Genomic DNA, 14,524 nt, shown 5'->3' on the forward strand with positions numbered 1-14,524 from the left:
GGTGGCCGCCGCCTCGTCGGCGGCGCGCTCGGCGGCCAGCCGGACGGCTGCGCGGGCCGGGCGCAGCCCGGGGTGGCAGTGGGCGGCGAGTCCGGCGGCAGCGAGGTGGTAGTGGTGGCGGGCGCTGAGGTGGGCCCGCTCGTGGGCGAACAGCGCCTCGCGTTCGGCGGGGCTGAGGCTGCGGAGCATGGCGGTGGTCACCACGATCCGGCCCGGGCTGCCGGGCAGGGCGTAGGCGTCCGGTTCCGGGCTGTCGATCACACAGAGGTCACCGGCCGTGGGCTGGGTGTCCGCCGCCTCCTTGGCCGCGTGGTAATCGCTGATCTGGCGCACTGCGGAGCGCAGCAGCGTCCAGGCGCAGACGGCCAGCGCCCCGGTGGCGGCCGCGGCCAGCGGCAGCAGGGCGGGCGCGGCGCTGAGGGGGTGGATCAGATCCCCGAGGGCGGCGAACGCCGGGAGGGCCAACAGGCCGTACAGCGTGAGCGTGCCGAGCGCGGCCAGCGAGCATACGGCCAGCACCACCGTGGTCGAGGTCAGGCACCACAGGGCGGCGACGGGGGTCAGGCGCGCGGCGGCGCGCCGGGCCAGCGGCGGCAGGGCGCAGGGCACGAGCAGCGGAACCAGCAGCGGGACCAACGGCGGGGCGATCATTGATCACCCGCTTCGAGAAGCTCCCTGAGCAGGCGCTCGTCGTCGTCGCTGAGCTGGTCGACAAAGCGCGCCAGGGCGACCTCGCGCTCGCTGTCGCGGTCGAGCTCGCGGTGCATGCGCTGGGCGGTCAGCCCGTGGGAGTCCTGCAGGGGGAAGTAGGCGAAGCCGCGTCCGGACCGCTCACGGCCGATGACTCCCTTGTCGTAGAGCCGCGTCAGGATCGTCGTCACCGTCGTACGGGCGAGGGACGTCCCCAGGCTCCGCTGTACCTGGCCGGGGCTCAGCGGCCCCGAGGCGGCCCACAGCGCGGCCATCACGCCGGCTTCCAGTTCACCCGCCGGTCTGCGCTCGGGCTGCTTGCCGGGCATCGGCATGCCACCTCTCCCCTCTCTCGTCTACAGTGTCGTAGACGGTCTACTGGATTGTAGTCGTTGCGAGGCTTGAGGGCCCCGCTCCGTTTCCGTGCTGTTTCTGTGCTGCTCCGTTCCGTCTCTGTTCCGTTCCGCCCGCCGAAGGGACCGCGCCTGTGACCCTCGACCTGTCCGCCGGCCCACCCCTCGCGGTGAACATCCTGGACGCCCAGTCCCTGCTGTCCGCATTCGGGGTGCTGGGCATCGCCGTGGTGCTGTTCGCCGAGACCGGGCTGCTGATCGGGTTCTTCCTCCCAGGCGACTCACTGCTCTTCACCGCCGGGCTGCTGTGCACCACCGGTGCGTCGGACGGACTCAAGCTCTCCCTGCCCGGGGTCATGGTCGCATCCGCCGCCGGGGCACTCCTCGGCGCCCAGTGCGGCTATCTGCTCGGCCGGCGGGCGGGCGCCCCACTGCTGGCCCGGGGCCGCTCGACCCGGCTGCGGGCGGGCGCCGACCGGGCCGGGGAGCTGCTGGAGCGCTACGGATACGCGCGGGCGGTGGTGCTGGCCCGGTTCGTGCCGGTGGTGCGCACGGTGCTGAACCCGATGGCGGGCGCGCTCGGCGTGCCGTCGCGCACCTTCACGGTGTGGCAGACGGCCGGCGGGCTGCTGTGGACCCAGGGTCTGGTGGTCGCCGGATTCGCGCTGGGGTCGTCCATCCCGAACGTCGACCGGTACCTGCTCCCGCTCATCGCGCTGATCGTGGTCCTGTCCCTGCTGCCGCTGGCCGCCGAGCTGCTGCGCGCCCGGGCCGCACGCCGAAAGGAGGCCCGCCGATGATCCTCGCCTACGACGGCTCCCGCATCGACGGCTCCGCGTACACCGCGGTGGTCGATCTGGCGCACCGTACCCCCGGCTGGCTGGACAGCGTGGTCTCCGCGTGGTCGACCTACGGGCTCGCGCTGTTCGCCGTGCTGATGGCGGCCGGCTGGTGGCGCGCGCGCCGCTCCGGTCCGGAGGCGGCCGTGCAGGCTCTGGCCGCCCCGGTGATCGTGCTGCTGGCGTACGGAGTGAACAACGGGCTGAAGCAGGTGGTGCGCGAGGACCGCCCGTGCCAGACCCTGCACCGGGTTGTTCTCGAGACCTGCCCGGCGCCGGGCGACTGGTCCTTCCCCAGCAACCACGCGGCGCTGGCCGCAGCCGCGGCGGCGGCGCTGTGGTTCGTCTCGGCGCGGCTCGGCGCGGTGGCCGCCCTCGCCGCCCTGGCGATTGCGGCGTCGCGGGTGTGGGTGGGGGCCCACTACCCGCACGATGTCGCCGCCGGGCTGGCGGTCGGAGCGGTGGTGGCCCTTGCCCTGGGCGCCGCCCTGCACCACAGGCCGCACGCCCTGGCCCGGCGCCTGGCGGCGACGCGACTACGGCCACTGCTGACCGTGTCGTAAGCCCTGCGGGCGTCGACGGCGGTCGGCACCGGGCGGCCTTCGGGACGCCTGTCTGACGCCCGAGCGTCAATCGGCCACCCACGACCCCGGTGCCCGGAAGTGGCCGAGAAGAACTCTGAAGAACGGTGTCGTATCAGACGTCGCAGGGTCCGACTCGCAAGCTGGAGCCGGTGGTGGCGAGCAGGATGAGAGCGGCGGCTTGCAGGGCGGCGACCACGGTGATCAGTGCGTGGACCGAGACGGCGTACAGGGCGCCGGTCAGGGTGCCGCCGGCCAGGCTGGCGACGCCGAGGACGCCGGCGAAGATGCCGTAGGCGGTGGCTCGGCGCCCGGCGGGGACAAGGTCGGCGACGGTGGCCCGCAGCACGGACTCCTGCATCCCCACAGCCGCACCCCACAGCAGTGAGCCCGCGACGGCGGCGGGGAGCGTGTGGGCGAAGGCCAGGGCGGGGACGGCGGCGGTCAGCAGCGGCAGCACGGCCAGGGTGCGGGCGCCGGTCCGGTCGTAGAGCCAGCCGGTGGCCAGCGCGGCGAGCCCGGCGGTGAGCATGGCCCCCGCATACAACAGGGGTACGGCATCGGGAGCCAGGAGGCGCCGGGTGACCAGGTGGTAGGAGAGAACACCGAAGGTGGCCAGCCCCGTGGTGGTAACGCCCGTGAACGCGGCGTAGGTCCAGAAGGCGCGCGGCAGCCGGGTGACCCTCACCGGTGGCCCGGTGGCCGATTCGCCGTCGCTCTCGTAGGCGTCGAGTGGATCGGGCACACGCGCGCGCAGCCACAGCAGCAGGAGGACGGCGGCGATCCCCGGTGCGGCGAGCACGGCGAGAGCGGGGGTGTAGTCGTTGCCGGTGACGGCGAGGATCCCGGCAACGACGAGGGGACCGATGACGGCGCCGGTCTGGTCGAGTGCCTCGTGGACGCCGAAGCCCCGGCCCCGGCCGGTGGCGGCGGTGGCATGGGAGAGCAAGGTGTCCTTGGCCGGAGACCGTACGGCTTTCCCAGTGCGCTCGGCGACCACCAGCACGCACGCGGCCCACAGCACCCCGGCCGTACCGAGCAGGGGCACGGTGACCGCGGTGAGCACGTAACCGGTGATGGTCAGGGTCCAGAAGCGGCCGGTACGGTCGGCCAGCGGCCCGAAAATCAGCCGCAGGCCCAGCGCGGCGGCCTCCCCGGCGCCGGTGACGACGCCGACCACGGTGGCGGAGGCGCCGAGGGAGGCGAGCAGAGGCCCGGTGATGGAGCGGGCACCTTCGTAGACGACGTCCGCCAGCAGGCTCACAATGCCGAAGGTCACCACGAACGGCCACGGCCGCAGCCCGGCCGAGGCCGGGCGGCTCATGTCCACAAAGCCTGGGCGAGGGCGGCCCGGGGCGTCGTGCCTATGGTCACCAGCAGCCAGCTCACGCCTGACGTCCCTTCGGCACCAGCCGGTACGCCCGCGACCGCCCGCGCCGGACAGCCGCCGAGTCACCAGCCTACCGGCCGCCCGACCCGACCCGACGATGTCACACAGCAGGACGGGTCACACGCGCCCTGATTCTCAGGACTTCCGGACCGCCGACAACGTGGCCAGGCCCCCGCGGGCGTATCCCGATCCACCTGGGGAAATGAGTAACAGAGCCCCCTTGGTAGGGTGCGCCGATGTCATCGATCAAGCAGTTCCAAGTCACCTTCGACTGCGCGGAGCCTGAGCGTCTCGCCCGCTTTTGGTGCGAGGTGTTGGGGTACGTCGTACCGCCGCCACCGGAGGGGTTTGCCACTTGGGGCGATTTCAAGCGCTCGCTGCCACCTGAGCAGCAGGACGCATGGTTTGCGTGCATTGATCCCTCAGGTGTGGGCCCACGGCTGTTCTTCCAGCGTGTTCCCGAAGGGAAGGCCGCCAAGAATCGGCTGCATCTTGACGTGCGGGTCGGCACCGGACTCGTGGGGGAAGAGCGCCTCGCCGCACTTGAGGCCGAGTGCGCACGGCTGGTCCCGCTCGGCGCGGTACACGTGCGAACGCTGTATGACGGCAATGATGCGTGCATCCCGATGCTGGACATCGAGGGCAACGAGTTCTGCCTTGACTGAGCACCTCGGAGCCGACGAGGTGGGGAGCCGCCTCCCTTGGACCTCTCTGGTCCCGTATGGCGGCCTTGGCTCCGGATTCCTCCCACGCCTTGCAGTCGTTACGGTTACCCGGCAGGGGCCGGCCGCTCACAACAACCCGTGACCAGGAGTTACGGGCCACCCCTCAGCTGGTGCCCCACACAACGCCGGTGTCGGCATTGATGGTGACTTTCGGGTGCCAGGCCATCGTCAGCGACGTGTTGGACGGGAACCGCAGCGGCAGCCAGACGTACGTGGAGTCGTTGTGATTGCCACCCCGGGGCTGCGCCCATCGGTCGCCGAGGTAGAGGTACGAGGTCGTGCGGCTGCCCTGTACGGGGAGAATATGCGTGACCTGCGAGTTGTAGGCGGTGCTGTCGCCGAGGTTCGCCATGCCGCTCCAGGGGCCTGCCATGCTGGTCGCGGTCGCGTACTTCTGCTGGTTCGGGTTCCAGCCGGTGGTACCCGAGGTCACGAGGAAGTAGACCCCGTTGCGCTTGAAGATCGACTGCGCTTCCCGCCTGACGCTGTGCAGAGTGGTCACCCGGGCGGCGATACTCAGGTAGTCGGGGGTCAGACGGAAGATGGTCAGGTCCTTCTGGTCATTGGTCGTCGAGATCAGGTACGCTTGGCCGTCGGTGTCGCGGAAGACGTTCATGTCGAAGGACCGGTATCCCATGGGCCGGAAGCTGCCCCGGTAGGTGTAGTTGCCGTCCACCGTGGGCGATGTGGCGATCGCGACCTTGTTCTCGGTCATGGGTGATGGGTAGTTCTCTTTGCGGAGGAAGAGTACGTATTGCCGCGTGCGGGCGTTGCAGATGACCCTGGGCCGCCAGACTCCGGCGTTCTGCAGCTCGGCGGCCGAGGTCTGGCTCAGCGCGCTGTTGCGGAACTCCCAGGCATGGAGGTCGGTGGAGCGGTAGACCGGGATCGATGCGAAGGGGCCGTTGGGGTAGGTGTTTTCGCCGAACCAGTAATAGTATCCGCCCACTTTGATCATGCTGCCGCCATGCCCATGTACCGCGTCTCCGGCGGTGTTGATGAACTGGGTTCCATTGGTGAACGTCACCGGGACGGCCTGGGCTGTGTCGGAGACCTGTAACGGCAGGAGGAATCCGATGCAAACTGCGACGACTAATCGCAGAACGGCATGCAATCCTCTACGCATAGCGATACGTCCTTTCTTGCGAGTTCCTTAATCCGGCAGCACCTGGACGCGGCCGGTACCTGCCTCAGGGCCCGAGGCGGTCTGAATCGTTGAGGTTGTAGTCGCGCTGCCGCACCGCCCAGTCGTGTGTCGGGCAGACGGTAACCCCGGTGATGTGCAGCCGCCGGGTGCCGTGCTCGAGGAACACCAGCGCGTACAACCGCCTGCCCAGGGCGGTGTCGATAGGGAAGAAGTCTGCCGCGACGATGCCCTCGGCTTGCGCGGTCAGGAACTCGTGCCACGTGGGGCCTGAACGACGTGGCACGGGGTCGATGCCGGCCGCGTTGAGGATCTCCCACACCGTCGAGGCGGCGATCCGATGCCCGAGTCGGGTCAACTCCCCTTGGATCCGCCGGTGTCCCCACCGCGGATTCTCCTGGGCCACGGTATCGGCACCCGCAGTGCCTGACCTGGGACAGCTCCGGTCAGGCACCGTCATCTATCGGGTGCTCAGTCCGCCTGGGCGGCCAGCGTCGGGGCGGCCAACCGGGCCTCGGTGACACGTACCGCGTGGATCGCCGTCCGCGCGCCGGGGCGTGCGGTCGCCTTACGGTGTGTAGACGGCGTTACTGCCGTACAGCTCCCTGGTGAACGCGGAGACATCGGCGCTGCGATCGGCGCCGTTGAGGTTGTACGTCAGATAGACACCGTACCCCTCGCTGACGGTGCGGCGGGCGAGGTCGGCGGCCGTGCTCTGCGAGGTCCGGCCGATCTCGACAGCCGCCGGCGACAGCTTCGACTTGGGCAGTGCCACGCGGGGAACCTGCCAGGTGCCGTAGTACGGGTTCCAGGCGTAGTCGAACTTGGACGAGACGTCGACGCCGCCGTAGGAGAGGCGCGACGCGGCCGGGCCGATGTTGTAGAGGCTGATGATCTTGCCCGGCATGTTCGCGCGCAGCGCCGTCACCAGGTGCACGAACGAGCTGTCGTTGGGCTGGCCTGTGCCGTTGTTGCCGTATTCGGCGTACTCGTCGTCGAAGTCGATGCCGTCGAGGCCGTACTTGGCCACTGCGTCCGACAGTTTTTTCGCGAACGCCGAAGCCTCCTGCTGGGACGGGAAGTTGGCGAAGCCCGCGCCCTGATGGTTGCCGAGCACCGAGAGGACGACCTTGATGCCCTTCTGCTGTAACGGCCGTATCTCCGTGGCGGCGTTGTCGAGGACACGCTGCACGTTCTCGTTGAAGTGCAGATACGCCGCCTTCGTACCCGTGTCGTAGTTGATGTTCGCCGCGAAGACCACAGCGACGTCGAAGACGTTGCCGCCACCGTTGGCGAGGGTGTACTTACCGACGTTGCGCATGCTGTTGTTGTTCACCTCGACGTACGCCACCGAGGTCGGCCCCTGCTTCGCAGGGGCGGGGGCCGCTGCCGCGCCGGTCGCGGCGGTCGCGGCCGTCCCGCCGAAGGCGAGGGCCGCGACCGCCGAGAGCGCGAACGCGGCCGTCCGTACTCTGCTCCGTACCAGACTGAACATCGTTGACCGGTCTCCCCTCGCGTGGGCCGGCGCCCGACCTGTTCGAAGCGCCGAGTAAGCCCTCCAAGTGTTCCGCTCCCGTAACCGAATCCCGAGAACTGCGCGTGAACTCTTCACGACTCCCCCGCACGTCACACCTCACCCCGGCGCCTGGGCAACGAGGTTGCGCGTCCAGATCCACGGTCTACATTGCGCGTGCCGATAAATCATCCACGCAGGTCGCAACCTTGATCGCTGATCTTCGGCTGTGCTGACGACACCGACTCGGCGGAACCCTGCACGAGTACCGACGTGCCACGTGACCAGGCCGGATGATTGGTTGCTCCACGACGCGGCCTCCGAGCGGGGCTTCCTCGACGCTCACTTGCCGGCCCGCCGCCCCTAGAGGGCCCCGGTCTCCTGTCTCTGACCCACGGTGCGATCAGATCGTCGACCGTGACCGGGACCAGCCGGGTCGCCACGCCGGATTCGCCCTGCAACCGCACGGGCTCATTTGGAGTCGTGCTCACGTGGCTGGGAAAGGATTGGACGGGGTGATGCTCGGGCTTGTAGCTTGCAGTGGACCGTGACACCGCCCGAGGAGGTGAGACCCATGAACGCTGTATCGATGTGGGTGCTCCCCCTTCCCGTCACGGTCGGGCGATTGACGTAGGTGTCGCCGGGAGCGCCTTCCCAACAAGGCACTCCCGAAAGGCAACACCTATGCACTCCTCTCCGCAGTTCACGCCCCTCATGTTCGACGTGATCATTGCCGGGTGCGGGCCGACTGGTGCGATGCTGGCCGCCGAACTGCGGCTGCACGATGTGCGGGTACTCGTTCTGGAGAAGGAAACCGAGCCCGTATCGTTCGTCCGCATAGTCGGTCTGCATATCCGCAGTATCGAGCTGATGGCAATGCGCGGACTGCTGGACCGCATTCTCGAACACGGAAGAAAGCGTCCGGCCGGCGGATTCTTCGCCGCCATCGCCAAACCCGCGCCCGAGGGCCTGGATTCCGCGCACGCCTATCTGCTGGGCATCCCGCAGCCGGTCATCGTTCATCTGCTCGAAGAGCATGCGATCGAACTGGGTGCGCAGGTCCGGCGCGGTTGTGCGGTGGCCGATTTCGAGCAGGACGACGAGGGTGTGACCATCGAGCTGGCCGACGGCGAACAGCTGCGTTCGCGCTATCTCGTCGGCTGTGACGGCGGGCGCAGTACGGTGCGCAAACTGCTCGGCGTCGGCTTCCCCGGCGAGCCCTCGCGGACCGAGACGCTGATGGGCGAGATGGAAGCGGGTGTGGCGCAGGAGGAGATCGCCGCCAAGGTGGCCGAAATCCACGAGACCAACAAGGTTTTCAGTCTCAGGCCCTTCGGCGAAGGGGTCTATCGCGTCGTAGTCCCCGTCGCGGGAGTCAGCGATCGCGCGGAACCGCCCACCCTCGAGGATTTCAAACAACAGCTGCGTGCCGTCGCCGGAACCGATTTCGGCGTGCACTCCCCGCGCTGGTTGTCCCGCTTCGGGGATGCCACCCGGCTGGCAGAACGTTATCGGGTCGGGCGGGTGCTGCTGGCCGGCGATGCGGCACACATCCATCCGCCCACCGGCGGACAGGGCCTCAACCTGGGCGTTCAGGACGCATTCAACCTCGGCTGGAAACTGGCCGCACAGATCCGCGGCTGGGCGCCGGAAACACTGCTGGACACCTACCAGGCCGAACGTCATCCGGTCGCCGAGGACGTGCTGGACAACACCCGCGCCCAGATGGAACTGCACTCCACCGAACCGGGCCCGCAGGCCGTGCGCAGGCTGCTCACCGAACTGATGGACTTCGACGAGGTGAACCGCTACCTGATCGAGAAGATCACCGCGATCGACGTCCGCTACGACTTCGGCGAAGGCCCCGACCTGCTCGGCCGCCGCCTGCGCGACATCGACGTGGAACAGGGCCACCTCTACGGTCTGCTGCATCGCGGCCGCGGCCTGCTGCTGGACCGCACCGAACGCCTGACCGTCGGCGGCTGGTCGGACCGGGTCGATTACCTCGCCGATCCCACAGCGGTACTGGATGTTCCGTGCATCCTGCTACGCCCCGACGGCCACGTCGCCTGGCTCGGCGACGATCAGCAGGACCTGGACGACCACCTCTCCCGCTGGTTCGGCAAGCCCGCCAACTGATTTCGCCTGAACAACCGAAAAGGCCCGTGAGAAGGCCCGTGAGGAGGATCGAACGACCCGTAGCGGCGTCCAGCACGCCGCACCATCCGAGGACCGACGCGATCGGGTCATGACATCCCGGTGCGGATCTCCCGTTTACCCCGGACCCCCAGGTAAGCGGCGATCAGCACGAGGACGCAACCCGCGCGAACGCCTGAACACACGGCCGGCGCAGGAACATCGCCTGCGGCATGAACAGGCAGCAGGCCGCGGATCCGCCCTCTTTATCCTGGGTATGCCAGGGCTAGTCTCGCGCCCCCGCGCAATGGCGCGGACGGCACAGAATGGCGGCATGGAACGGATTGTGGAACTCGGGGAATTCCTTCGTTCATGCCGAAGCCGGCTCGACCCGGCTGACGCGGGGATGCCGAGGACGGCGCGGCGCCGGGTGCCGGGACTGCGCCGTGAGGAGCTCGCCCAGCTGGCAGGGGTCAGTGTCGACTACTACACCCGTCTGGAGCAGGGCCGCAGCCGTACCGCGTCACCGGAGATCCTTCAGTCGCTGGCTACTGCGCTGCGCTTGGACGACACCGAGTGTGCGCATCTCTTCGATCTGGCCAACCGGCGCCCCGCCCAGCTCCGGCACACCGGGCCCGCCGCGCCGGAGCCGGTCAGCCCGGCGACCCGCCAACTGCTGGCCACTCTCGACGCGGCCTACTGCCCGGCGTTCGTTCTGGGGCGGCGTACCGATGTGGTGACCGCCAACCCGCTCGCCCGGGCGCTGATCGCCGACTTCGACGCCATGCCGGCGCACCAGCGCAATCAGGCCCGGTTCCTCTTCCTCGACCCCGCCGCGCGCGACCTGTACGCGGACTGGGACACCGTCGCCGCGGACACCGCCGCGATGCTGCGCATGGATGCAGGGCGTCACCCCGACGATCCGCGGCTCGGCGAACTGGTCGCGGAACTCGCGGCCCGGAGCGGGCCCTTCCGCAAGTACTGGGCCGAGCGCCGGGTGCACGAACGCAGCGAGGGGACCAAGGGCTATCACCACCCGATCGCAGGGGACCTCACCGTCGCCTACCAGGCTCTCGCCCTGCCGGGCGGGACGGACCAGACCCTGTTCGTCTACACCACCGAGCCGGGGTCGTCCTCCGCAACCGCCCTGCGGCTCCTGGCGGCGCGGTCGATCGAACCGCTGCCCGACGGTGCCCGGACCGCCGCGCACAGCGAGCCGGGGGCCTTTTGAGGGCCGAGGGGGGATCGAGGCCCGGCGTCCTTTCCCGTCGGTACGCGGCGTGTGCGGAATGCGCCGCAGCGTGACCTGGGCGGGAATATCGTAGCCGTCCCGCTCCCAGGAAAACCTCGGCCTTACAGCTTCACCCATCGCCGGACAGGATGTACGTACAGCAAAACCGGAAGAGGAAATCCAGAATTCTTTGCGCAGCTCCCTCTTCGGTCGATCCGTACGTTTCAGGAGAGATTCGCGATGATTACTGTCAGCGATTTGCGGGAGCACCGCTTGGATGAGGTCCACCGCCTCATGGAGCCCGGCCCGGTGATCCTGGTGACCACACAGCACCGTGGCATCCCGAATGTGATGACCAACGGCTTCAATATGATGGTTCGCCATGCTCCGCCCCTGATCGGCTGCACCATCGGCCCCTGGGACCACAGCTACACCGCGCTGCGCGAGACCGGGGAATGCGTCATCTCCATCCCCGGCAGCGAACTGGCCGGGGCCGTCGTGGACATCGGCAACTGCTCCGGCCAGGACGTGGACAAATTCCACGAGTTCGGCCTGACTCCGCTGGCCGCGCAAGAGGTCCAGGCACCCCTGATCGCCGAGTGCTTCGCGAACATCGAATGCCGGGTGGCCGACACTGCTCTCGTCGGCAGGTACGACCTGTTCATCCTCGAAGCGGTCCGCGCCTGGACCGACCCGTCGCAGCCGCATCCGCGGATGCTCCACCACCGTGGCGACGGCACCTTCACGCTCGACGGCGAAACCATCGACCTCAAGGACCGCATGACCAAGTGGCAGTACCTCCTGTGATGCCCCGGACGGTCCAGGCATCCGCACGACACCGCGGAGAGGAGCCCCCGTGACCGGTCTCGAACTCATCGTGGTGGTCGCGGCCACCGTTCTGCTGATGACATGGGCCGCCCGCCGCCTGCGGCTGAGCGAACCGTTGTTGTTGCTGATCGGCGGCGTCCTCATCGGTCTCATGCCGCGCTTCGGCAATGTGCATCTGCCCCCCGATGTGGTGCTGTTGCTCTTCTTGCCGGCACTCCTGTACTGGGAGTCGCTGACCACCTCGCTGCGCGAGATCAAGAACAACTTCCGGTCGATCGCGCTCCAGGCGACGGGCCTCGTCCTGGTGACCGCTGTCGCCGTGGCCCTTGTCGCTCATGCCCTGGGCTACGGGTGGCCGATCGCCTTCGTCCTGGGCGCGGTGCTGGCACCCACCGACGTGGCGGCGGTCGCCGCGGTGGCCATGGCCATGCCGCGCCGCATCCTGACACTGCTGCGCACCGAGAGCCTGCTCAACGATGGCACGGCTCTCGTCCTTCTGGCGGTGGGCCTGGAACTCCTCACCACAGGCGAGCCGTTTTCCTGGACCCACACCGCGGTGCGCTTCGTCGAAGCCTACGCCGGGGGCGCGGCCATCGGCGCGGCGATCGCTCTCCTGCTCATCCCGGTGCGCAGGCATCTACGCGACCGCGTTCTGCACAGCGGCCTGAGCGTCGCCACCCCGTTCATCGCCTACCTGCCGGCCGAGGCCCTGCATGTCTCGGGTGTCCTGGCCGTGGTCACCTGCGGGCTGGTCACCAGCCGTGTCGGGCCGAAGGTCATCGGCTCCGACGCCCGGATGCAGGCCACCTCCTTCTGGGAGGTCACCACATTTCTGCTCAACGGTGCGCTGTTCGTGCTCGTCGGCATCGAGACCCCGGCCGCCATCCGCTCGCTGACCTCCATCTCGCTGCTCCAGGCGGCCGTGATCGCAGCCGTGGTGAGCGCGACCGTCATTGCGGCCCGCGTGGCATGGTTCTACACCATTCCCTATCTGGTGCGTCTCGTGGACCGCCGACCGCGGCAACGGGAGCGCCGCATCAGCGCACGGCAGCGGCTGCCACTGGCGTGGGCCGGAATGCGCGGGGCGATCTCCCTCGCCGCCGCGCTCACCATCCCCACGACCACGGTCGACGGCCGCCCGCTCGAACAGCGCGACGCGGTCATCTTCATCACCGTCGTCGTCATCACCGTTACCCTCGCCCTGCTCGGCCCGGCTCTTCCGGCCGTCGTCCGGTGGGCGCGGTTCGACGATGACATCGGCGACGCGGCCGAGGAAGCCCTCGCTGTACGCCATCTGGCCAGTGCGGCCCGCGCTGAGATGCCCGCCCTCGCCGAGCGCCTCGATGTACCGCGTGCCGCCACGGCCCTGATCGCCAAGGAACTGGACAAGCAGATCGCCATGGGCTCCGGCATGACACACGACGAGGAGGGCCATGCCTCGCGGCGGCAGCTGAGTGCGGTCCATGCGCTGGAGGCGGCGCTGCTCGACATCAAACGCGCCGCACTCGGCGACCTGCGTCGGCAAAGCCGCGTCGACGACATCGTGCTGCTCCGAGTACAGCGCTATCTGGACGCGGAGCAGTACCGCCTGGAGACGAGAGCCACCCTCCTTCCGCCCGTCGCCGATGAAACCGACGGACCCCCGGAGTGAACGGGCGCCCGGACCGAGCGTTGCCGTGGCCGTGAGCTGGGCCCGGCCCGTTCGCCGGGCGACGGGACCGGCCATGCCCCGCTCCGCAGATCGCCACGCCTGACCGATCCCCATCGTTTAGCCTGGTGATATGAGCGAGGCAACCCCACTGGGCCAGTTCCTCAGAGCGCGGCGCGAAGCCCTCAGCCCAGAGGACGTGGGCCTCCCCGCGGGCGGGCGTCGCCGCGTGCGAGGGCTGCGGAGGGAGGAGGTCGCCCTGCGGGCCGGTGTGAGCTCGGACTACTACATGCGACTCGAACAAGGCCGGGAGACCAGCCCCTCGTCACAGGTCCTCGACGCCATCGCCCAGGCGCTCCTCCTGGACGACGAAGCCACCGACCATCTGCGCAGACTTACCCTCGGTTCCGAGTGGCGCCGTCGGCGCCAGGCGGACGTCAGCCCGCAGCTTCTGCGGCTCATGGACACCTGGACCGAGGCACCGGCCTTCGCCCTCGGCCCTGCCTTGGACGTTCTGGCAGCCAATGCCCTCGCCGTCGCACTGCACAGCGGTTTCGAGCGATTCGACAATCTCGCCCGCATGGTGTTCGTCGACCCGGCGGGCCGCGATTTCTACCGGGACTGGGACAGGGCCGCGCAGTCCTGCGTGGCGGAAATCCGTGCGGCGTACGGATACGACCCCGAGTCCCCCCGGATCGCTCAGGTCGTGGAAACCCTCTCGGCGCAGAGCGGCGAATTCGCTGAGCTGTGGGCCAGGCATGATGTGAAGAGCAAGGCCCAGGAGGGCAAGAACCTCAGACATCCGCAGGTGGGAGACCTGGAGATCCAATTCTCTGCCTTCACCGTCAACGGCGCTCCGCACCAGCAGCTCGTCGTCTACCAGGCGGAACCGGCCAGCCCTACTTCGGAGGCGTTCGCGCGCTTGCGTTCGCTGGCCGCGAAGCCCGTATCGGCGGACGAGGAAGTGGCCGAGCGGGATCTCACCCCGACGGAGAGGTAGCTCCCCGCTCGGTTCGGTGAAGAGCGGCGTGTGGCGGACGGGACAGAGTCAGGCCCTGGGTTGGCTGTGTCCCCGCGTTCCTCCGATCCGCTCATACTGGACAGAGCTTCCCTGCGCGGGAGGGAGAGAGCGGATGGCGTCTTCGAGCCAGTGCATTGGCGCCGGGCCGTCCTCGGGGGAAGAGCGCGCCCTGCTCCGGCATCGCTCCGGTGACACCATCGAGGTCGCCTTCCAGACGCTCCCGCTGGAAAACCGCACCGAATTCCTCGTGCTGGCCGCGCCCCTTCGCCGGGTGGCCGACTGGGAGCAGGGCGCTGCACTCCTGCGTGCGTTGCTCGCCCAGGACAGGATCGGAGTCAGCATCTACGACGCGGATCTGAGGCTGGTGCGGAGCAACATCACCCCCGAGTTGTCCGGCCGTCCCGCGGCACTGCTCGACCCTCGCC

General features: G+C 68.9%; 13 protein-coding genes and 3 pseudogenes. 9 read left to right on the forward strand and 7 right to left on the reverse strand.

Annotation, left to right across the window (positions count from 1 at the left end):
• Positions 1–651: M48 family metalloprotease (locus CCN51_RS22230; RefSeq protein WP_086860003.1), on the reverse strand; the 651-nt coding region annotated here is incomplete at its 3' end.
• Complete coding sequence (locus CCN51_RS22235) at positions 648–1,025, reverse strand: BlaI/MecI/CopY family transcriptional regulator (RefSeq protein ID WP_014182150.1); 378 nt, start codon at positions 1,023–1,025, stop codon at positions 648–650. The genes CCN51_RS22230 and CCN51_RS22235, both read right to left, overlap by 4 nt.
• 152 nt (positions 1,026–1,177) lie before the next feature.
• On the opposite strand from CCN51_RS22235, the gene CCN51_RS22240 reads away from it, so the two are divergent.
• On the forward strand, positions 1,178–1,843 hold the full coding sequence (locus tag CCN51_RS22240) for a DedA family protein (RefSeq protein WP_014182151.1): 666 nt from the start codon (positions 1,178–1,180) through the stop codon (positions 1,841–1,843).
• Complete coding sequence (locus tag CCN51_RS22245) at positions 1,840–2,445, forward strand: phosphatase PAP2 family protein (protein ID WP_014182152.1); 606 nt, start codon at positions 1,840–1,842, stop codon at positions 2,443–2,445. The genes CCN51_RS22240 and CCN51_RS22245 overlap by 4 nt, the downstream gene beginning before the upstream one ends.
• A gap of 133 nt (positions 2,446–2,578) precedes the next feature.
• On the opposite strand, the gene CCN51_RS22250 is transcribed toward CCN51_RS22245, so the two are convergent.
• On the reverse strand, positions 2,579–3,787 hold the full coding sequence (locus CCN51_RS22250; RefSeq protein WP_014182153.1) for an MFS transporter: 1,209 nt from the start codon (positions 3,785–3,787) through the stop codon (positions 2,579–2,581).
• A 302-nt stretch (positions 3,788–4,089) separates the two neighbouring features.
• Between CCN51_RS22250 and CCN51_RS22255 the strand changes: the two genes are divergently transcribed.
• The gene (locus CCN51_RS22255; protein ID WP_043488293.1) at positions 4,090–4,518 is read left to right on the forward strand and encodes a VOC family protein; all 429 of its coding nucleotides are present in this window, start codon (positions 4,090–4,092) and stop codon (positions 4,516–4,518) included.
• Between the two features lie 55 nt (positions 4,519–4,573).
• On the opposite strand, the pseudogene CCN51_RS60055 reads toward CCN51_RS22255, so the two are convergent.
• The 4 genes and pseudogenes from CCN51_RS60055 to CCN51_RS22275 form a co-directional block, all read right to left on the reverse strand.
• Positions 4,574–4,654: pseudogene (locus CCN51_RS60055) on the reverse strand (IS5/IS1182 family transposase); the annotation flags it as partial.
• A 27-nt stretch (positions 4,655–4,681) separates the two neighbouring features.
• Positions 4,682–5,692 carry a family 43 glycosylhydrolase gene (locus CCN51_RS22265; protein WP_425444771.1) on the reverse strand — a complete coding sequence of 337 codons (1,011 nt, stop codon included), beginning with the start codon at positions 5,690–5,692 and terminating at the stop codon, positions 4,682–4,684.
• Positions 5,693–5,810: 118 nt separating this feature from the next.
• A pseudogene (locus CCN51_RS22270) lies at positions 5,811–6,128 on the reverse strand (integrase core domain-containing protein); the annotation flags it as partial.
• 162 nt (positions 6,129–6,290) lie between these two features.
• Positions 6,291–7,217 carry an endo-beta-N-acetylglucosaminidase H gene (locus CCN51_RS22275; RefSeq protein ID WP_086860005.1) on the reverse strand — a complete coding sequence of 309 codons (927 nt, stop codon included), beginning with the start codon at positions 7,215–7,217 and terminating at the stop codon, positions 6,291–6,293.
• Between the two features lie 702 nt (positions 7,218–7,919).
• Between CCN51_RS22275 and rox the strand changes: the two genes are divergently transcribed.
• The 6 genes and pseudogenes from rox to CCN51_RS22305 form a co-directional block, all read left to right on the forward strand.
• Positions 7,920–9,374, forward strand: coding sequence for a rifampin monooxygenase (gene rox / locus CCN51_RS22280; RefSeq protein ID WP_014182158.1), 1,455 nt, complete (start codon positions 7,920–7,922; stop codon positions 9,372–9,374).
• A 331-nt stretch (positions 9,375–9,705) separates the two neighbouring features.
• Complete coding sequence (locus CCN51_RS22285) at positions 9,706–10,602, forward strand: helix-turn-helix domain-containing protein (RefSeq protein WP_043488296.1); 897 nt, start codon at positions 9,706–9,708, stop codon at positions 10,600–10,602.
• Positions 10,603–10,875: 273 nt separating this feature from the next.
• Positions 10,876–11,409 (forward strand): flavin reductase family protein, encoded by a 534-nt coding sequence (locus tag CCN51_RS22290; RefSeq protein WP_238545548.1) that lies wholly within the window; start codon positions 10,876–10,878, stop codon positions 11,407–11,409.
• 49 nt (positions 11,410–11,458) lie between these two features.
• A complete protein-coding gene (locus tag CCN51_RS22295; RefSeq protein WP_014182161.1) occupies positions 11,459–13,081 on the forward strand; it encodes a Na+/H+ antiporter in 1,623 nt (540 codons plus the stop codon).
• Positions 13,082–13,211: 130 nt separating this feature from the next.
• Positions 13,212–14,078, forward strand: a complete 867-nt coding sequence (locus tag CCN51_RS22300) for a helix-turn-helix transcriptional regulator (RefSeq protein WP_014182162.1) — start codon at positions 13,212–13,214, stop codon at positions 14,076–14,078.
• A gap of 133 nt (positions 14,079–14,211) precedes the next feature.
• A pseudogene (locus CCN51_RS22305) lies at positions 14,212–14,524 on the forward strand (protein phosphatase); the annotation flags it as partial.

Origin of the sequence: Streptomyces milbemycinicus, from assembly GCF_002154605.1 — a bacterium.
In the GTDB taxonomy this organism is placed as follows: domain Bacteria; phylum Actinomycetota; class Actinomycetes; order Streptomycetales; family Streptomycetaceae; genus Streptomyces; species Streptomyces milbemycinicus.